Raw genomic sequence first — 19,800 nt, 5'->3', positions numbered from 1 at the left:
CACTGTTCATTGATTAACTACCGTAACCCGATACCTCTTCTTAACTGTTCCGGCCCCGTCTGCTCCTGGCTGCTTCTCTGAAAAGACTATGCTTGCCGTGCCCGCAGTAACGCCTTTGATCAGGAAAACGACTTCCGCTGCCGGGGATGAACTCGCTGCACTCCCAACGGTAGCGATCGTTTGTTTACGCGATACGTCCACCACTTCCTGATTATCAGACGTGGCGTTTAATTGCCAGGTGGTGTCTGAACGCGTCGGCACACTCACTTCCTTAATATCGCCTACCATAAGCCGAAGTTTTTGACCGCCGGTAGCGCCATTGCGGGTGCAGGCAGCTGATAAAGTCAACAGACAGGATAGCAACGCCAGCGTGTAGCGGTTGGCAACACGGGCGGTCAAGGGCAGAATAGAATAATCGGGAGCGTTTTTCATAGCTGCGTAACCTGATTAACAGGCCAACGGTTAGAAAGCCCTATCCTGTAACCTGTCAGCGCTTGCGGGCGTAGATCAATCTGTAGTCCATTTGGGTGGGAATACGGTCGGGCATGGGAACAAGTCCCGCATCGGCAAACCAACTTTGGTACTCGGCGCGACTGTAGCATCGGCCTTTGGTGGCCCAAAAAAGCTGAGCAGAATAATCGGTGGCGGCCAGTGGACCATCCAGCGTATCGTCCAGAAAGGTATCATGTACCCAGATTTCGCCACCGGGACGAAGGGCATCGGAAAAACGATGAGCCAGTTGCCGACAGGTCGGCGTAGGCCAGTCGTGGAAAAGGCTGGCAGCCAGCAACAGATCCGTTCGCGGCAGATCGTCGGTCAGCATATCACCGGGCATCAACGTTACCCGGTCTTTCAGCGTGTCAGTGCCCGGTCGGCCGCTTTGTTTAAACTCGTCGAGCAGTTCAGCCGCTACCGCCAACACGGCGGGTCGGTCGAAGAGGGTAGCCGTTGCGTTGGGGTTACTGAGCAGCCATTCGTAGGTGTAAAATCCCGTACCTCCCGCCACATCGAGCAAATGCCCTTCGTGCTTCGGCAGGTTAACCGCTACTATGGGCGACAGATAACGGGCGCGACCAGCCAGACCCAGGGTAAATTTGCGCGCTAATTCAGGATCGTCCATGGGCGACGGTTCATCGCCTTCTTTCACAAACGAGATGCCCTGCGGCGATTCGACCGGGCCATCATGGCGAAGCCGCTGCGCCATATCAATTACGCCCGGATCGTCTTTTTCCAGACCGGTATACCCTGTTAAATTTGGCTGCTGATGCTGAGTCAGGAAACGCCCCAACGCCGTGATAGACAACCGACCCTGCTCATCATACTGGAGCAATTCCATCGCGCAAAGGGCCGGAAAAAGAACCATGGCAGGGCGTTCAGCGAGGGCAAGTCGATGACTCAGTTCGGTAACCGGGAGCGGTCCGTCAGTGAGTTCCTCGAAGACATTGAGGTGATGAACAGCAGCCAGTAGCAAACGAGAACCAAACATAGCCCGTAGTTGACGGGTAATGGGCGCAGGATCGGGGGAAGTTGACATATAGGGTTAAAAAGAGAAGAAAAGCAGTTTAGCTGAAAGGTATTACCTTAACGCCGACGTTAAGCGTACGAAACTACGCACAGCGTCTTCATTTTTTTAGTGCATTCATCCCTCTTATTTTTCTTACAACATGACAACTCCTGACGAAAACTTTGCTGCGCTTCACCTTGAACTCCCCCCCGCCCCTGCACCCAAAGGTGTGTATAAACCCGCGTTGATTGTTGGCAATTTCATCTACGTTTCGGGCCACGGCCCTTACTGCCCCGACGATACGCTGATGACAGGGCGCGTGGGTTCGGAAGTAGATATGGACTTTGCGAAGGCTGCTGCGCAACAGACCGGCCTTGCCATTTTATCAACGCTGAAGGCTGCACTCGGCAGTTTAAATCGGGTGAAACGCGTGATTAAAGTGCTCGGTATGGTAAACGCCGTGGATAGTTTTGAAGAACACCCCAAAGTCATTAATGGCTGTAGTGAATTGTTTGCCCAAATATGGGGTGAGGAAAACGGCGTTGGTGTACGCAGTGCCGTTGGCATGGGATCACTTCCCGGCAATATTTCGGTAGAAATTGAAGCTATGTTTGAGTTGGAATCGTAGATCAATTAGCGGGAACGTACCTGCATAGGTACGTTCCCGCTAAACAAACCATCTACATCAAGGCAGCGAGACGCGCCAGATTGTTCGGTCGCGGTAGGCCTGCATGCTCCAACTGCTTGGAATGGCAATACCATCTATAGAAGCGGGGCGCCAGTTCGATTCGTTTTCCCGCCAGCGGGGCATATCCATTACCAGTTTTCTCAACTCATAGAGCATCCGGGCGTTGCTTCGTCCCGCGTCTACTTTCACATCGATGATCTGACCAATTTCGTTAATGATCAGCCTGAAACTAACGCCCATTGTTTGGTTGTCAGCGAGGAGGGTTTTCAGATTTTTTTCCAGGTACGTCTTCAGTTCTGCCGGATCCCCCATGAATTGAACCTGCTGAAAAAAAGCGTCGCAGGGTTGTTCGTGGCCTTCGGTATCGTAACAGGTACTCTTTTTCAGTCGGCCGCTCCGGTACAGTTCTTTCCGCTTGATTGACCCGTCGTTGTAATACACGATGAACGGCCCGTTCAGCTCGTTCATGTTATAATCGCACGTAAAGTAGAGCCGTCCATCGTCGTACAATACTTTACTCGGGCCATGCCTGAGCGCGAAAATGCCGATGTTATTTCCCTGATCGATCACCCGGTAATTATCGGTGCGATACAGGGTGCTATCTTTCAGATAGGTATCGACGATGAAATGATTTTTCCGCTTGCCGATGTAGGTGATCCGCTCGTAGTATTTACCGTAATCTTTGTATTCTATCGACGAAAAATCTGTTTTACCAGCTACAACTTGCGCAATGGCAACATGGGCCAACAAACTGATAAACAGAAGGCATAGACTCGTTATTCGTTGCGCTGAACAGGCCATTCGTTTCAAAAAGTAAAATCAATAAAGGGGCTCAAAGCACTGGACGTTGGACGCTCCCAACAGGAATCTCAATATACGGATTTTACCGATCAGGCCCGTCCTGTACCAGTGACTTTTACCAGCCTTTTTCTACCCTTTGCGTGGTGTTATAAGGCAACCAGTTCAGCGCTCATGTCCCACAATCGTTTGGCGTAGAAACTATTCTGCGCCTCTTTGGTGGGTGTCTTTGGCTTACTATCGTCGAAATATAAGCCGGTCACGTGGTCGACCTGCGGTGATGAGGCCAGGAAAATACTGGTAGCCGCTCCCTGTTCGGGTGTCTTCAGAAAGGGTCGGGCCAGATTCAGGATAGCGCCAAAAACAGGGCCGGTATCTGCTCCGAAGTTAGTACTAACCGTTCCGGGATGCAGGCTGTTCGACGTTATACCATCGTCCATGAGCCGGTTAGACAACTCTTTGGCAAACAGGATATTGCAGAGTTTCGATTTGCCGTAAGCCTTTATGGCACTGTACGATTTTGGCCGGGCCAGTTCATTCAACATGAACGTACCACCGAAGCGATGTGCTTCCGATGACACCGTAACTACGCGGGCATCCGTTCCCTTACGCAGCAGATCGAGTAGCAGGTTGGTGAGTAAAAACGCGCCGAGGTGATTGGTGGCAAACGTAAGTTCATAGCCATCGGGCGAATACTGTTCCTTGGCAATGTACAAACCGGCATTATTGAGCAGTACATCGATGTGGTCGTATTGGTCGTGTATCTGTTTAGCGGCAGCGCGTACCGACATAATGCTGGCCACATCGCACTGGATCAAATCTATTTTGGCCGTTGGATTAGCAGCCTGAATAGCTAGTTGAACCGGGCGGGCCTTGTCGAGATTACGGCATAGCATCAGGATATCGAATCCTTTGCGGGCCAGTTCCTGCGCCGTGATTTTACCAATTCCCGAGTTTGCTCCGGTAATAACGCAGAGGCGTGATGCAGCCATAATGAATATCGTGTTGACGTGTAATCAGGTAAACTATCTGTATGACGCCGTGGTTTTCAAACCGTAGCACCCGGCTTTTCCGGGGGCCTTTCGAACATCAGTCAACCATGAAAATTGCGATAATTTCCACTTCTCCGCGTGCCAACAGCAATACCCTTCGTTTTTGCAAATTCGTTCAGCAAGTACTGCAGGAGAATAGTCAACACGAAATAACTATAATCGACTTTGCCGCTTACGACCTGCCTTTCGTAGGTACTGTCTGGATGAAACCCGACGTTCTTTCGCCCTTCCAGCAGGAATTTCTTACGGCCTGGGGTGAAGCCGATCTTGTCTTCTTCGCGTCTCCCGAATATAACTGGACAGCCACCCCGCAAATCCTAAATGCGTTTCACGCGCTGGGAGGACCGGCTTTCAAACCGTTGTTCGACAATAAAGTGTTTGCCATGGCGGGTATCTCCAATGGTCGCGGCGGTCGTCAGCCCGCCCTGGATATGACTACGGTGCTGAACAAAGTCATCAGTTTCACCAACAACTTTTCGATCATCTCGCCGAAGCTGTACGAATCGCACGAAACGGATAAGAATCTGGACGCCGACGGTCAATTTATCGGAAACGAAGTCTATGACCGCACCGCCCGCGCCTTCGTCGACTACACGCTGACCGTCGCCCAACGGTGGCACGGCGTAGCTGAGGAGGTTTTATAATTTGTGGTTTGTAGTCTGTGGTTTGTCGTTGCGCTGCTAGTCACCAAAACGTGAACTAGCAGCGCAACGACAAACCACAGACTACAAACCACGAACTGTTTCCGCCACCTTCACCACGGCGAAATCGATTTCGTCGGCGGTGTTGTATTTACCAAACGAGAAACGAATGTTGCCCCGGTTGGGATCAAGGCCGGGTAAAGCCCCCAATACGTGAGAGCCAACGTCAGAACCGCTGGAACAGGCCGAACCACCCGACACCGAAATACCGGCAATGTCGAGGTTGAACAACAGCATATCGCTCATATCCGTAGCGGGCAGGCTGACACTCAGCACCGTGTACAAACTCTTATCCAGATCGGCAGAGTCTCCGTTGAAACGAACATCTTCAATAGAGGCGCGAAGTTGATCGATCATCCGCTGTTTCAGGAACTCGATATGCTGGCGATGGGCCGCCATTTCGGCGTAGGCAATCTCCAGCGCTTTGGCCAGACCCACAATGCCGTATACGTTTTCAGTGCCGCCGCGCCGGTTGCGCTCCTGCGAACCACCGTGAATGAACGGGTGAATAGACGGACGTTCTGTTGGGCGGGCATACAAAAAACCAACGCCTTTGGGGCCGTGGAATTTATGCGCCGCGCCAACCAGGAAATCGGGCTTTAATGATTGTACATCATGCTGATAATGGCCCATGGTCTGTACCGTATCAGAGTGCCAGACCGCGCCGTACTCCTGACACAACTCCCCTACTAAATTCATATCCAGCAGGTTCCCAATCTCATTATTTCCCTGCATCAACGACACGAGCGAATTCGGATTGGCTTTCAGCAACGTACCCAACTGATCATAATCCAGCCGACCGCGCTCATCGACCGACAGCATACTCAGCTTAATCTTTCCCGTTTTGGCCAGATATTCCAGGGTATGTAACACAGCATGGTGTTCCAGCGGCGAGGTAATGGCGTGGGTAATGCCGTAGGTATCGATGCTACCACAAATAGCGGTGTTATCAGCTTCGGTGCCGCCCGACGTGAAGAAGATTTCGGCGGGCGCTGCGTTGAGCAATGACGCCACCGTTTTACGTGCTTTTTCAATGGCAGAACGCACTACGCGGCCATGCCCGTGAATAGACGAAGGGTTCCCAAAATTGTCCTGCATTAGCGGAAGCATAGCCTCCAGAACAGCAGGATCGAGCCGGGTGGTAGCGGCATTGTCGAGATAAACGCGTTGCATAGGTTGTATAAAATCGGTTAGGCAAAAGTACGAATACCCTATTGACTAACCGCAAAATCGGCGAACCGGGTTCAGTATCCAGTATGTACGGTTACCAACTTATTACTCCAGCGCCGGGTTTCGCAACGTGGGCAACCGGCGGGCCGTTGTTGTCGACAGCGTGTTTAGATGGTCTGCCAGTTGGGCCTTCAGCGCATCGTCGGGGCAAAATTGGTGAGCCAATCGATATGCCTTCAACGCCTTTGCTCTGTCGCCACGACTGGCATACAGATTGCCCAGTTCCCAATCGATGAAGAAGACCTTCGGATTCAACGCAACAGCTTCATCTATATACCGAATCGCTTTGGCGGTATCGGGTTTGCTCTCGACAAACAGCGCTTTATATCCTTCTCCCGACAGCCACGACGCGCGGAGGTTAGGTAACCGGAACGTACCCCGAAACACGAGCAGATTCCCCATCCGGGCAATTGGCTTAGCCTTCTGAAAAACCAGATGATCGTCGTGGTAGAGGCTTGGTGCCAGCGATTGCGTCGACGTGAAAATTGTACCCGTAATTCGGTCTGACTGGAAAATGATACTATCCTGATTCGGCTTTTCGCCAATCCAACGCATGTGGTACCGTTGCTTTTCGGCGCGGGAGATACTATACCAGATAAACGGCGTTTCGGTCGTTGGCTGAATGTGTTTTTTGTAATACTGCGTCAACTCTTTCGACCGCTGGAACAGGTCTACCCCTTCATCATTGAAATAGCGGTAACTGTTGGCCGACCCGCCCGCCAACTCGTTAAAGTATTCCCAGGGACGAACCACAGGCAAAGCCGACACCAAAGCAGCCAAACCGGCAACAAGCACCCCGCCTCGTAAAAGCAGCGACTGATTGTCAATAGCATACTTAATGACCAGTGCGCCCAGGACGGCTAGCAGGGGCAGCATAGACAAGGCGTGCCTGACGCCCCCGTAGGTAGACCCTCGGGCCAGGGCCAACCAGAATAACCCGGCCAGCAACGCCAATGCCGCCAGCGGCAGTCGGGTAGAGTTGGGTAACCGACGCAGACAAACCAAGACCATACCAGCTAGTGTCAGCACCAGTAGGCCAAGGGGGAGTTTAGCTCCCCAGATGCCCGGCGCGTAATAGAACGGTGCCCGATTGAACCCCAGTTGACCAAAGGCAAAGGCAGACCCAACACGCCCCTCGACCCCAGCCCTGATCGTGTCGGCAAGTCCCCATACATACGAGGCCGGAGCCAGGTGCCAGTCGACCATGCCATGTAACAGCGTTTTAAACAGCGGCGACCGTATATCATCGATCTTAGCCAGCAGCGGACGGTTGAAAAACTCGCCGGCCTCTACGCTATCCTGGTAACGAAATCCGTAAAAGTTCCAGAGCACAACCAGTGCCCCCAGCAGCACCAGCGTTACCAACCCAAGCCGACGTAACCGGCCTGGCAACGTACCCCGAGTGGAGACTCCCGGAGTGGAGGCTCCCGGAGTGGATGCTCTTGAGTTAACAAAGGCCATGACCACGCCAAACAAACCAACGGCCATCACCGTGATAATTGCCGAATGCTTGGCCGCCAGCGTGAGCCCGAGAAAGACCGCAACCACAATGAGATCGAGCGCCCGCCACGATCGAAACGCGGCCGCGGCGGCCAACATCGACGTACCTGACAAAAGCGCCACCGGCAGATCAGTCATCACCACCGGCAGATGAGCCGCCACCGTTGGGTCGATGACCAGATACGCCAGCGAAAACAGCGCGACCGTGGGGCCAAGCACCCGGCGAGCCATGAGGGCGAACGCCAATAGCAACAACCCGTTAAGCGCAAACATGGCCAAGCGAGCATGTTGCTGAACCAGATCAGGATTGTTCTTCAGGTACACATCTTCTTCGGCAAACTTGCGCTCATCGATCTTGTCCTGCAATGGCCGGAACGGCGATACCTTGTAGCCATTCATCAGCACCACTTTTCCGACCCATAGTTTGGTCAGCGGCGGGTGTTCGGGATTGATGCGAAACGAATCTGTTTTCACATAAGAAGCCCCCGCCATAATGTGGTAAGCCTCGTCGAACGTATAGCTATCGAGGCGCGTGGCCCAATTGGACCGAACGATGCCACCAACGATCAGCAGTAGTGTAAAAAACCATAAAAAATAGGGCTTTGCGCTAAAGCGAAAAAGTCCTCTGTCGGGACTAACTACGTCAAGCGAAGGACTTACTAAAGACATGGCAATGACCGGTTTAACTGTGTGGAGATCAAACATACCCTTGATTTCCAAAGCAAGATTCAACCTATTTCGTAACCGGCTATATTCTTATTAAACAAGCATTGGTAGCTCATGTAGATACGTATCTTAGTTGCTTCATTGACTTACTCTCAACCATACTGAAACTTACCTCGAGCAAACTAGATCATGAATAAACTGATCATACTATTTATCTGCGTCCTGATCGCCAGCATCCAAAGCAACGCAACAGCTCAGTACAAAGACTTTGTTGTATCGGGCAATTTTATCTGGGTATTAGCCAAAGATGGCACCCTTAAATTATTTGATAAAACAGATGGGAGTCCGGCTAAAAAAGAGGTAGCTAATTCCTCACCGATTGTAGCCATTACAAAAGACAAAACAGGCAGGGTAGTCATTGCCGATAGCGATAAAGCTATTAAAGAGTATGATGAGAAAAAAAATACGTGGAAACGTATCGCCACGTATAAGGCCGCTGTCTTCGGATTGGCTTTTACAAATACAAATAAATGCTTTGCCATAACAGAAAAAGGTATTGAAGATGTACAGTCACATACGTTTTATTACCTGGAAAAAAGCGTAAATAATCAGGTCAAACATCCTGATAAATGGCGGTTACCCTCTTGCCACTATATGGACCGGCAAAACAACCTATGGGTAGGCTTCGGCTATGGCGAATGGGGCGGCGACATCTTCATTTTCGATACAAAAAACAAAGCGTTTGTCATCCCTACGTTCTATGCAGACTCGACCAATCAATTCGCTTATCTACAAGGGATTAAATCGTTTTTTGAAGATTCTGCCTCTGTCTATTTCACCTCCAGTACTCAGCATATACTGACCGGTGGTTCGATCAGCAAATTCAACAAGTTCGATGCCAGGCGTTTACTAAATAGCCAATCACATTGGGGAGAGCCGGAAATCAATCCTATATCAGGTAAAAAAGGGCAGCAAATGGTAGCCGGAGAATACATTGGTCCCGCTACCTATAACTCTTTTACGAACTCCATCTATTTTTACTCTCAAAACGGTTTCTTTCGCGGAAATAAATCAAAAGACCTTTCCGACATAAAAAACTGGGAGTTAGTTATAAAGCCAGAACTAGATTGGCAATCGGGCCAACCCGATGCCGTGGGTTCACCAATGAACGTCTCTAAAATTGAAATTTTAGACAAAGACACGTTTATTTATTTATCGCAGAATAATGGCATTGGGTACGTTCGTGGAAACGCGTTGATAGCTCTACTTTAACGTTAATGGATTCACTACTTGCAAACAAAATAACTTACCACAACCAATTCCAATTAATGGCCGACGTATTTTTGATTAATGAACAGTTCGAACAGATCAATTACACCAAAATCCCACTACCAACGGGCGAATACGAACTTTGCCGCTTTATCGGTTGTGATTTCACAAAATCCAGCCTCGCGGGAAGCGTTTTTTACGACTGCGAATTCATTGACTGTCAACTCAGTGGCGTTAAGCTGACAAAAACGGCGTTCCGGGACGTTCGCTTTCGGGATTGCAAAGCTGAAGGGCTTCATTTCGAGCATTGCAACGACTTTCTGTTTGCCGTCAGCTTCGACAGTTGTGTACTGACCAAGTCGTCGTTCTATAAGCAGAAGATCAAAAACACGAGCTTCAAAAAGTCAATTCTGCACGAAGTTGATTTTATGGGTGCCGACCTCACCGGAGCCGATTTCGACGAAAGTGACCTGCGCCGAGCTGCCTTCGAGAACACGATTCTGGAAAAAGCCGACTTAAGAACCGCCTATAATTATTCGCTCGACCCTGAACTGAACCGGCTTAGCCACGCCAAATTCTCGCTGTCGGGCGTGGCCGGTTTACTGGTAAAATATAACATTGACATTGAGTAGCTTTTGACGAACAGTAAATCTGGCGAACCAAAAGAATCATTAGATCGTTTACATACAATCAATTGATTCTTTTGATAGCTTGGCTTCTCATCAATTGTGATGGTAACTACCATTGATTCCCGACAGGCAATGACCACAGAGACACTCCTTTTTTCGCCCCCTCTTACACCTCTTCAGCTCATCGGCAGGTCTCGTCAGGGGCTGGTTGGTAGCGAAGCGGGCCGGATTGCCGGATTACTGGGCGTGTCGGATAAGGAGATGGCCCCGCTGCTCAATCAATCCATCGCTACATTTCACAGACAGGCTAAAACCGACCGGCTTGATGCCGCCACCTCAGAAAGGCTCTTACTGCTAGCGCAACTAGCCAATTACGGCACCACCGTCTTTCAGGATCAGGGTAAGTTTACCCGCTGGCTACGCCGCCCCCTACGCCTGCTCGGTGAGCAAACACCCCTGGCCCTTCTGGATAGCCCAACTGGTGTTCAATTAGTAGAAGACGTCCTGGGGCGTATTGATTACGGCGTTTTCAGCTAATGGCCATTACCCTCTACCGTATTCAAACCGACAGTCACCGAGACACAATTCTGGAGGGAATTGGCGCACAACGGCACGGCGGTCGCTGGAATGCAAAAGGACGACCAATGGTCTATGCGGCTACTACTCCCGAGTTGTGTTTTCTGGAATACATGGTTCATTTGGAAGGGACTCCCTTATCCGAATTACCGCCCCTCATTCTGTGTGCGATTAGTGTACCTGACAACTCCATCACGTTTCTGACCCGGGATGAACTACCCGATGGCTGGGATAATCCTTATACTACACCAGCCAGTCTGCCCGATTTTGCAGCCCGCCAGTTTGAGCAGCATAAGACACTGTGTCTTGCCTTACCTTCAGCCGTAGTTCCGCTTTCGCCCTCGCACAATGTGTTGATAGATCCGCTACATAGCCAACACAATCAATGCCGTGTGCTGTCTATTCAGTCGTACCCCATTGATCCTCGCCTACCAACGGCGGCAGCTCGTTGACGTCCGTCTTTAAAGACTCGTGCATTCTGTACAACTTCAGGTACTCATCGCCGCACCTGTGTCACAATATCGGTGAAGGTGGCTGTTTGATTGGCTTTGTCGGTGGCCGATACCTTATCGCGCAGGGCTAGCCGCGTGTAGACGTGCAGTTCCGAGTCGATCAGGTCAACCGTAACTGGTTTTCCGTCGGCGGTTTTAGTACCCTGGTAAATCAGCACCGCGCTGACGGGGTCGGCAGTTGGGTCTTTCTTCGACTTATACACCTTCAGCGTACAGTTGGCGGGCAGGGTTATCCCTTTTTCCAGGTCTTTACGTACTACGGTCAGCAGGCTCTGTAACTGTTGCAGGGTTTCCTGAGGCCGGAAATGGTAATACACCTTGTCTTCTACCGCGGGTTGCCCAGAATCGATATAGCCCAGCATAGGCCCAACTATGCCAATCAATGACAGCGTTTTGTCGGACGGAATCACGATCGGGTCAACCAGTAGAATATTGCGCGGGGCCGGGCGGCTGGCAAAGTAACCCGAGGCTACCAATTCCAGTAGCAATGGCCCACTCGTCGATGAGCCAAGCAGACTGATATTGGTATAACCAGCCTTTTGCAACGCGTCGTATTCGGCTATGATAACCGACTGCCAGTCGTGCCAGGTCGATTTTTTAAAGTCTTCATAACTCCGCCCATGCCCGCCAAGTAGCACCTGCGAGAGCGCGAAATCGGTTCGCCCGTTGGCCCAGGTACGTAGTTCGTCCCACTCAAAGGTCGTGGCCGAATACCCGTGACAGGCAATAATGACCGGTCGCTGCATCTGTGCAGTTGTGGGTGCAGGAACAGCCTTCGACACCAGATAACGTTCTGGTTTATAAACAGATGGATCAAAAATCGTGCCTCCATCAAGCATATCAGTCGTGATAGCGGGTTCTGACGAACAGGCAACGGTCATGGCCGCAATGACCAGAAAGGCGAGCATGGATTTCATAGCGGGTCTAGCGTTTGTTAAGCACATTCCAGGTAACACTTGTCTGCACAAAAACCGGGTATAACGTACCTGGCCCCGTTACGCCATCGCCGGTCAGCAGGTTAAAGCCAATCGACGCGTTGATCTTCAGCGGAAAATTGGGGCAGTAGGAAAAGCCAAGTTCGGGCGCAGCCAGCGGCGATGTTTTGGGCAGGTCGGCGAAGAGTTCGCTGCCATAATCGGCGGCGAAGTAGCCAATATTGGCTTTGATGACCGGACGGATTTTCCGCTTCATCCAGAAATAATACGATGCCGATAGCAACACATTGTCCTGTTTAATAGCGTTGGAATTGAGGGCAGTACCAAGCCGGGAGGTCACGTAGCTTAGCCCGAAATACAGCCGTTGATGCGCCAGTTTGTCGTTCGTGTATTGCGCCGTGATTCCATTCTCTGCATACAGATTAATGGATTTCTGAAGCCGGATACCCACATCGAGCAACGCGCCCGACGGTGAAGGCGACGCCTTTTGCGCCAAGGCTGGCACAAAAAAAGCCCCGCTGAGAAGCATGGGCAGTAACAAGCTCATTTTCATGCTGAAAGGTAGTTACTTACTTTTCAGTTGAGTATATTTTTAAGTAATAAAGCCTAAAAAATGTTTCATTATTTATTAAACGTGAAGCCTTACCTCAATCGGCTTAGCTTGATGTTAACCGTATCACCCGCGATAATACCCGCCAACCGCATCGATTTGGATGTACGCTCGCTCACAGTGACCTTGAGCGTATCATCGGATGTAGCAGTTGAAGCGCTCTTCTTATACTTTATCACGTTCAGCTTATTCGTCAGGCTATCGAACTCATACGTGCCTCGCAAGCTTTCGTCGGCCTTGTAGCGAAATGGATTCGGACTAAACGCACAGCCCTGCCAGCCCGCAAAATAAAGTCGGTTCCAGGCTGTAGTATCCGTTAACCAGGCCGAGGCAGGCACCAATTGTCCGTTACGGGTCATTCTGTCGACTTTCCAGGTTCCTTTCAGCAGCGTGTCGCTTTTATCGTTGACCCAAAACTGGGCGATAAACGCGAAAGCAAGAACAATAGGAACAATTCGAAGTACATGCTTTACCCAATGACGACCCAGTGTTACAGTTGGCAGATAATCGACCAGATCCCAGAATGCTGCTTTCAACTTGTCAATATCAAGCAACAGCAGAAATATCAGACCAATAGTGAATAGGACCGAGTTAAGAAAAGCACCTGGAGCAATCTGATAAAAAAGGTTAATAAGCACAATGTTGACCATGACCGGCAGTAGAATCATGACGCCGAGCAGCGTGGTTCGCCGGTATAGCAGCAATATGGCGCCACCCACCTGAATGAGCCCAATAATTACGGCCAGCGTATAGGAGTATCCAAAGTAGTACCACGTCAGGCCAAAGCCGTTGATCTCACCCAATGGCGTATCTAACCGATAATCAGGTGTTTGAAACTGTGTCTTCAGAATTTTAGCAAAGCCATAGGTAGCAATTGACATAGCCAGCCAATAACGAATAATACCCTGCATCCAGGCATGCAGACCGGCGCTGTTTGCCTGCCCCGCTCGCTCGCGTCGATGCCAGATCCAGCTATATCCCACGGCCACCATTACTGGTATGACCACAATACCTGAAAAGATATACTGAAGATATTGACCATACTGCTCCAGAACCAGCCGGGGTAGCAACTCCAGCGTCATCATGAGTATGTTAAGCACTGCAACGCCAGCCAACGCGCATGTAAAGCACTTAAAAAACCAGGTGGTGCGGGCGTAATTCGGGTAAGGAAGCATAGAAACAGCTTGATTGTTCTGTCTGATTAGTAGACGTTCTCGCTCAGGTTCTACTCGAAAACAGCGTCTACTTTGTCATATCAACCGTCACCAAAAATTCCATAAACGCTTCGGCTTTGTCGCGAAACTGATTGATGGGGGCCGGAAATGGTTTCTTAAACGTGATTGGATTAGCAATCTGAATGTAGCGGACAGGCGCAACAATGGTGGCGTTACTTCCGGTTGAGTAGTTCAGTTGAAGGGTGAACGCAACCCGGTTCGGCCGGATAAGAGGTCCAGGTACGTTCGGGGCCACGTCTACCCGCTTGATGAGCGTCAGTTCGCTGGGCGTAATCGGGCTCGTTACCCATGACGTACTGATCTGGTAAAAGCCCAGATTGGGAAAGCTCTTTGGCACCGGTTTAGCTGGAAAACTAGCCGTGTTTATGCGCCGAAAATCAAGTGAGGCGTTGTACGCAAAACTCTGTCCGCTGATCGACGTCGTGTAGCTGACGGCCTTGCTTTTGGGAAGCTTCAGCGTAGTGTTACCGGGAGTAAGCGTACCCAGCACTTCGTTATTCTTGCCCATCAGGTTGATAGCTACTATCCTGAATTCGCAAGGGTACGGGCGCGGTTGTCCGTTGCTCATCAGGCAGTTTATTGGCGCAGCAGGTTCCACAACAGACAAAGGCAAAAAACGTGCTAGCCCCATCAGGAGCGCCATAAGCAGCAATGTTTTCATGGTTTTGCAGATAGACCAAAGGTGAAACAAATGAGCACTTCCCTTGGTGGGTCAACTTACTTTAATTCAACGGCATATCTGGCAACCATTGATTATATGGTCATTCGTTTCACTAAATAGCAAATTCACCAGTGTGTAGAAAGGCGGCATAGTGGACATTGGATAGTGGACGCTAAATATTGGATAAGAGAAGTCTTCCGTACAGGCTTGTTTCTTATCCAATATCCAGCGTCCACTATCCAATGTCCAGTACTATAAATCGAAGAGAGTCGGAATACCGGTAGATTGGACAAAAACCTGTATCTTTGCGTCCCCGCAAAAAGGCAGGCGCCAATTTATATGCTGATGCTCAGCGGGATTAAGCACAAACAGGCAGTCGATACGGACTGCACTTTTCAATGAAACGAGATAAAGATAGTAACGACCGCCGGGATGGTAAAGGTCGTCCAGAAGGCCGTCGGGATGACGCCCGGGGTGGATTTAATAAAGGGGGCAGCCGCCCATCATTTGGTGGCCCACGTGCCGGCGGATCAGACCGCCCAGCCTACGGTGACAAAAAACCATTCAATCGAGAGGGCGGTGATCGTCCGGCCTACGGAGATCGGAAGCCATTTGCTGGCGGTGAACGCAGAGAAGGCGGTGACCGCCCAGCTTACGGTGACCGTAACGACGGACCGCGCAAGCCATTCAATCGCGAAGGTGGTGACCGCCCAGCTTACGGCGATAAAAAACCGTTTAAGCGCGATGGTGATCGTCCAGCCTATGGCGATAAGAAGCCATTCAGCCGTGATGGCGGATCGGATCGTCCAGCCTACGGAGATCGTAACGACGGACCGCGCAAACCATTCAATCGAGAAGGTGGATCAGATCGTCCAGCCTACGGAGACAAGAAACCATTCAATCGCGAAGGCGGTGACCGTCCGGCTTATGGAGACCGCAAGCCTTTTTCAGGCGGAGACCGTCGCGAAGGTGGCGATCGCCCAGCCTACGGCGACCGTAACGACGGACCGCGCAAACCATTCAACCGGGATGGTGGATCAGACCGGCCAGCCTACGGAGATCGGAATGCCGAACCACGTAAGCCATTTAATCGCGAAGGTGGCGATCGCCCGGCATACGGTGATCGTCCAGAACGCAAGCCATTTAACCGGGACGGCGGATCAGACCGTCCGGCATACGGCGACCGTAACGACGGACCGCGTAAGCCGTTTAAGCGCGATGGTGATCGGCCAGTCTATGGCGACCGTCCGGAACGCAAACCATTCAACCGGGATGGTGGTGACCGCCGGGATGAGCGCCCTTCAGGACCACGTGAAGGAGACAGCGCTCGTTTCGATCGCCGCGACCGCGCCGAGGGAGCCGAAGAACGTCCGTTTGAGCGTAAGCCATTCACGCGTGATCGGGAAGAGAATCAGGGTGATGATCGCCCCCGCTTCGACCGTCGGCAGGAAGGAAGCGATGCCCCTACCGAACGGCCCGAGCGCAAGCAGTTCGATCGACGTGACCCTAATGGACCACCCCGTCCACGGACTACCGGCGACCGTAAGCCCTACAGTAAGGATACCGATGACGGTGACGAGAAAGCGATCGACCGTCGCACGGGTCGCTACGAAAAAGCGCCGAACTACAACCTGGGTGCCATGCGGGATAACCTGCCTCGCTCACGGAAAGTAGCCAAGAACCTCGACCGCGAACGCGAAACCGACCCGAACTCAATCCGGTTGAACCGCTACATCGCCAACGCTGGTGTTTGTTCACGCCGCGAGGCCGACGAACTCATTGCCAAAGGCGATGTGCAGGTGAACGGTAACGTAGTGACCGAAATGGGTTACCGCGTGAAGCCTAATGACGTAGTGAAATACGGCAACAAGGTGCTGAACCCCGAGAAAATGGTGTACGTGTTGCTGAACAAACCCCGCGACATTATCACGACGACCGAAGATCCCGAAGAGCGCGCTACTGTGCTCGACCTCGTGGCCGATGCAGGTCCGTTCCGCCTGTACCCCGTTGGCCGCCTCGACCGCAACACTACCGGTTTGCTCCTGCTCACAAATGATGGCGAATTGGCCGGAAAGCTCACGCACCCGTCCAACAACGTGAAAAAGGTGTATCAGGTTGAACTGGATAAGCCGATTTCGGAAGAGCACTTCGAACAGATTCGCAATGGTATGGATCTGGAAGACGGCCATATCAAGCCCGATGACCTTGCCATTGTCACACCTGATGCTCAGGTAGTTGGCGTGGAAATTCACTCAGGCCGTAACCGCATCGTTCGTCGCATGTTCGAATCACTGGGTTATGAAGTAACGAAACTTGACCGCACCGTTTTTGCCGGCCTAACCAAGAAAGAATTGCCACGCGGCAAATGGCGCTTCCTGGAACCTAAAGAAGTGGTGAAGTTGAAGTATCTGATCTAGAAAAAAAGACCTCACCCCCAGCCCCTCTCCGTCAGAGAGGGGAGCCGCACTACCGCAGCTTCGCTATTGTGCAGAGCTACGCCAAAGCGGCTCCCCTCTCTGACGGAGAGGGGCTGGGGGTGAGGTCTTTTTTATTGAACCTTATAACTAATAATCTAGTTGTGAAACTAAATAATTAGTGTTACGTTTGACGTACCACAACCTACACATCAATTACGAACCACCATGATGAGAGAATTAACCAATGCCGAAGAAGACGTGATGCGAGTTCTGTGGCGGCTCGAAAAAGCGTTTGTCAAAGACATTCTGGCTGAGTTACCTCCGCTTGATTCAACTGGCGAAAAACCAGCTTACAACACCGTATCGACCATTATTCGGATTCTGGAGAAAAAAGGTGTGGTGGGCTACACGGCTTATGGTAAAACGCACGAGTACTATCCCCTCATTTCGGAAGATGCCTACCGCCGTTTCCAGACCGAGCAACTGATGACCAACTACTTCGATGGGTCGTTACAAAAGCTGGTCTCGTTCTTCGTGAAAGAGCGAAATGTAAGCCTGAATGAAGCCGACGAAATTATACAACTGTTAAACCGCGAGAAGCCATGACACCGCTTGTCGATTACTGGCTGAAAGCCAACCTCTTTCTGGTACTCTTCTACGGGTGCTACGCCCTGCTCCTGCGTCGACATACGTTTCTGACGCTCAATCGAACGTACCTGATGGGCTCGCTGATGCTGGCGTTCGTGTTACCCCTTGTGCATATTCCAGGCCTTGCTTTTCCCTGGCCCTGGGAAACAACCAACGTACCTGAATACACAGCTATTTCGGTTGAGTCGTTCAGTGTTGCTGGTGTAGCTACCGAAGCAGAAGCTCCCCTCCTGCCCGATTGGCCAACGCTGGCCTTATGGGCTTTCGCGCTGATGGCAACGGGCTTGCTCATCAGGACGGTTTGGCGCACAACCTCGTTGCTTCGGCTCATTCGGCAGTGGCCCGCCCAACCGCTGGAAGACCACACGCTGGTACTGCCCGACAAAGCGCAAACGCCGACCTTTTCGTTTTTTCGCTATCTGGTATTGAATCCCGACGACGCACAGGCCGACGCCGTTCGGCAGCATGAGTTGGTTCATATCCGTCAGAAACACAGCCTTGATGTGCTCTTGCTGGAAGTGATTCACGCCCTGTGCTGGCTAAACCCGGTGCTGTTCGGCTACCGACAGGCCATCCGGCAAGTACACGAATACCTCGCCGACCGCGACGCCACGCCCCAAACAACAGATGACCGCGACGCTTACGCCCGCTTTCTGGTCAGCTACGCCTTTCATCTCCCAGCCGACACGTCAGTCCACGACAGTTTGGTTCATTCCTTCGGCCCCGATCGGCCCGATTCGCCTACCCTTAAACAACGTATTCAGATGCTCTACCAACAACACACCCGCCGCCGCGCCCTCTGGAAATACGCGCTGGTTTTACCCCTGGCCACAATCTTGTTGGCCATGACAACCGAGCCTGAAACCGAGTTAGCGGCTGAGCCACCAGTTGCCGATTCAACAACGACAATTCGCGTGACGGGCAGGGTATCTAACCAGTCAGGCCCACTACCGGGCGCAACTATAGTGGTGCGTAAGGGTAATCAAGGCACAACAACCGATATGAATGGAACGTTTTCAATCGATGTAGCCAGGGGTACCGAATTAGTAGCCAGTTTTGTTGGGTTTAGCACAGAGTCGGTGGTTGTGCCTGCTAAGGGCGAAAACATCGTGCTTTCATTCAAATTGAAGCAACAGGGCGTTGATGTAGCCACTCTGCCGACAACGGCTCCAACAGCATCGCAAACCGTTCCGGCAAAAGCAACTAACGAAGTCTTCTCTGTAGTTGAGAAACAACCCACTTTTCCGGGAGGGACAAAAGCGATGTATCAGTTTTTAAGTGCGAATATTCGCTATCCTAAGCAGGCACAGGAACAGAAAATACAGGGAAAAGTATTTGTCAGTTTTGTCGTTAACACCGATGGTTCTATCGACCGAATTCAGATTTTGAAAGGAATTGGCAGAGGGTGTGACGAGGAAGCTGTTCGGGTGGTATCGATCATGCCAAAGTGGAAACCCGGCACGCAGAGTGGCCGCCCGGTGGCGGTGATGTATAACCTGCCAATTTCGTTTTCGCTGGGGGAAAAGAAAGTGGGAATGAACCAAACGACAGAACCTGACAAACGTTTCGGCTATGCAGCGAAAGACAGTATAGACGTTCACAAAGGCGGCTCAGTAACGCTTTATGCGCCTACCAAGTTGCCGACCAGAGTAAACAGTCGAGCCAATCCTCCTCTTATTTTCCTGGACGGTGCAGAGATCTCGCAGGATGTTATGGAGGCGATAGACCTCAATAAAATTCAGTCAATTGATGTGCTCAAAGATGTTTCTGCGACATCAATCTACGGCTTGAAGGGCAAGAACGGCGTCATCCTTATCAAAACAAAGAAGGTCGACAAGGTCGGTTCTAGGCAACAACCAGTTATGAAGTTACCTGATTCACGGATCGATGTTTTAGTCAAAAACAGCCCGAAGGTTTATCACAACAAACCGATAGTGGCAGTTGATATGGTTCGTTTTTTAAGCAAAGACAATGCACCGCTATATTTGGTAGATGGCGAGGAGACATCACAGGAAGACTTGAAGGATGTTCTGGACCCAAATGTCATTCAATCAATGGAAGTTTTGAAAGATGCTTCTGCTACAGCCACTTATGGGTTGAAAGGGAAAAATGGCGTGATACGAATTACGACTAGAAAAGCCGCCGAAGCCGCGAAGAAAAAGAATTAGT

The 19,800-nt window shown here is 51.1% G+C and carries 19 protein-coding genes; 9 read left to right on the top strand and 10 right to left on the bottom strand.

The window, feature by feature from the left end; genetic code table 11:
- Positions 1–6 precede the first annotated feature (6 nt).
- Positions 7–432 (bottom strand): hypothetical protein, encoded by a 426-nt coding sequence (locus ACAW87_RS10460; RefSeq protein ID WP_370723325.1) that lies wholly within the window; start codon positions 430–432, stop codon positions 7–9.
- Between the two features lie 55 nt (positions 433–487).
- Positions 488–1,534 carry a methyltransferase gene (locus ACAW87_RS10455; RefSeq protein ID WP_370723324.1) on the bottom strand — a complete coding sequence of 349 codons (1,047 nt, stop codon included), beginning with the start codon at positions 1,532–1,534 and terminating at the stop codon, positions 488–490.
- 130 nt (positions 1,535–1,664) lie between these two features.
- Here ACAW87_RS10455 and ACAW87_RS10450 point away from each other — a divergent pair, with 130 nt between their 5' ends.
- The gene (locus ACAW87_RS10450; RefSeq protein WP_370723323.1) at positions 1,665–2,132 is read left to right on the top strand and encodes a RidA family protein; all 468 of its coding nucleotides are present in this window, start codon (positions 1,665–1,667) and stop codon (positions 2,130–2,132) included.
- A 57-nt stretch (positions 2,133–2,189) separates the two neighbouring features.
- Here ACAW87_RS10450 and ACAW87_RS10445 read toward each other — a convergent pair whose 3' ends face one another.
- Both ACAW87_RS10445 and ACAW87_RS10440 read right to left on the bottom strand, forming a co-directional pair.
- Positions 2,190–3,002, bottom strand: coding sequence for a toxin-antitoxin system YwqK family antitoxin (locus ACAW87_RS10445; RefSeq protein ID WP_370723322.1), 813 nt, complete (start codon positions 3,000–3,002; stop codon positions 2,190–2,192).
- A 137-nt stretch (positions 3,003–3,139) separates the two neighbouring features.
- Positions 3,140–3,982, bottom strand: coding sequence for an SDR family oxidoreductase (locus ACAW87_RS10440; protein WP_370723321.1), 843 nt, complete (start codon positions 3,980–3,982; stop codon positions 3,140–3,142).
- 107 nt (positions 3,983–4,089) lie between these two features.
- Between ACAW87_RS10440 and ACAW87_RS10435 the strand changes: the two genes are divergently transcribed.
- Positions 4,090–4,686 carry an NAD(P)H-dependent oxidoreductase gene (locus ACAW87_RS10435; RefSeq protein ID WP_370723320.1) on the top strand — a complete coding sequence of 199 codons (597 nt, stop codon included), beginning with the start codon at positions 4,090–4,092 and terminating at the stop codon, positions 4,684–4,686.
- A gap of 81 nt (positions 4,687–4,767) precedes the next feature.
- Here the strand turns inward: ACAW87_RS10435 and ACAW87_RS10430 are convergent, their stop codons facing one another.
- Together ACAW87_RS10430 and ACAW87_RS10425 are read right to left on the bottom strand one after the other, a co-directional pair.
- Positions 4,768–5,916, bottom strand: a complete 1,149-nt coding sequence (locus ACAW87_RS10430) for a cysteine desulfurase family protein (protein WP_370723319.1) — start codon at positions 5,914–5,916, stop codon at positions 4,768–4,770.
- Between the two features lie 102 nt (positions 5,917–6,018).
- Complete coding sequence (locus ACAW87_RS10425) at positions 6,019–8,142, bottom strand: hypothetical protein (protein ID WP_370723318.1); 2,124 nt, start codon at positions 8,140–8,142, stop codon at positions 6,019–6,021.
- A 186-nt stretch (positions 8,143–8,328) separates the two neighbouring features.
- Between ACAW87_RS10425 and ACAW87_RS10420 the strand changes: the two genes are divergently transcribed.
- The 4 genes from ACAW87_RS10420 (at position 8,329) to ACAW87_RS10405 (ending at position 11,065) form a co-directional block, all read left to right on the top strand.
- Positions 8,329–9,411: a WD40 repeat domain-containing protein gene (locus ACAW87_RS10420; RefSeq protein ID WP_370723317.1), complete on the top strand. Its 1,083-nt coding sequence runs from the start codon at positions 8,329–8,331 to the stop codon at positions 9,409–9,411.
- Between the two features lie 56 nt (positions 9,412–9,467).
- Positions 9,468–10,040, top strand: coding sequence for a pentapeptide repeat-containing protein (locus ACAW87_RS10415; RefSeq protein WP_370723316.1), 573 nt, complete (start codon positions 9,468–9,470; stop codon positions 10,038–10,040).
- Between the two features lie 99 nt (positions 10,041–10,139).
- Positions 10,140–10,574, top strand: a complete 435-nt coding sequence (locus tag ACAW87_RS10410; protein WP_370723315.1) for an Xre family toxin-antitoxin system antitoxin — start codon at positions 10,140–10,142, stop codon at positions 10,572–10,574.
- Positions 10,574–11,065, top strand: a complete 492-nt coding sequence (locus tag ACAW87_RS10405) for an RES family NAD+ phosphorylase (RefSeq protein ID WP_370723314.1) — start codon at positions 10,574–10,576, stop codon at positions 11,063–11,065. The genes ACAW87_RS10410 and ACAW87_RS10405 overlap by 1 nt, the downstream gene beginning before the upstream one ends.
- A gap of 44 nt (positions 11,066–11,109) precedes the next feature.
- On the opposite strand, the gene ACAW87_RS10400 is transcribed toward ACAW87_RS10405, so the two are convergent.
- From ACAW87_RS10400 to ACAW87_RS10385, 4 genes are all read right to left on the bottom strand, one after another.
- Positions 11,110–12,042, bottom strand: a complete 933-nt coding sequence (locus ACAW87_RS10400) for an alpha/beta hydrolase (protein WP_370723313.1) — start codon at positions 12,040–12,042, stop codon at positions 11,110–11,112.
- 7 nt (positions 12,043–12,049) lie between these two features.
- Positions 12,050–12,607 carry a hypothetical protein gene (locus ACAW87_RS10395; RefSeq protein WP_370723312.1) on the bottom strand — a complete coding sequence of 186 codons (558 nt, stop codon included), beginning with the start codon at positions 12,605–12,607 and terminating at the stop codon, positions 12,050–12,052.
- 95 nt (positions 12,608–12,702) lie between these two features.
- Positions 12,703–13,845, bottom strand: a complete 1,143-nt coding sequence (locus tag ACAW87_RS10390; protein ID WP_370723311.1) for a hypothetical protein — start codon at positions 13,843–13,845, stop codon at positions 12,703–12,705.
- A gap of 67 nt (positions 13,846–13,912) precedes the next feature.
- Positions 13,913–14,566, bottom strand: coding sequence for a hypothetical protein (locus ACAW87_RS10385; RefSeq protein WP_370723310.1), 654 nt, complete (start codon positions 14,564–14,566; stop codon positions 13,913–13,915).
- Positions 14,567–14,964: 398 nt separating this feature from the next.
- Here ACAW87_RS10385 and ACAW87_RS10380 point away from each other — a divergent pair, with 398 nt between their 5' ends.
- The 3 genes from ACAW87_RS10380 to ACAW87_RS10370 all read left to right on the top strand — a co-directional run bounded on the left by ACAW87_RS10380 (position 14,965) and on the right by ACAW87_RS10370 (position 19,799).
- On the top strand, positions 14,965–16,983 hold the full coding sequence (locus ACAW87_RS10380) for a pseudouridine synthase (protein ID WP_370723309.1): 2,019 nt from the start codon (positions 14,965–14,967) through the stop codon (positions 16,981–16,983).
- A gap of 228 nt (positions 16,984–17,211) precedes the next feature.
- Positions 17,212–17,589, top strand: a complete 378-nt coding sequence (locus ACAW87_RS10375; RefSeq protein WP_370723419.1) for a BlaI/MecI/CopY family transcriptional regulator — start codon at positions 17,212–17,214, stop codon at positions 17,587–17,589.
- Positions 17,586–19,799 carry a TonB family protein gene (locus ACAW87_RS10370; RefSeq protein ID WP_370723308.1) on the top strand — a complete coding sequence of 738 codons (2,214 nt, stop codon included), beginning with the start codon at positions 17,586–17,588 and terminating at the stop codon, positions 19,797–19,799. The genes ACAW87_RS10375 and ACAW87_RS10370 overlap by 4 nt, the downstream gene beginning before the upstream one ends.
- Position 19,800: the final 1 nt, after the last annotated feature.

The organism is Fibrella aquatica, assembly GCF_041321135.1.
Taxonomy (GTDB): domain Bacteria; phylum Bacteroidota; class Bacteroidia; order Cytophagales; family Spirosomataceae; genus Fibrella; species Fibrella aquatica.
This window is presented reverse-complemented; position numbering and strand designations above follow the sequence as displayed.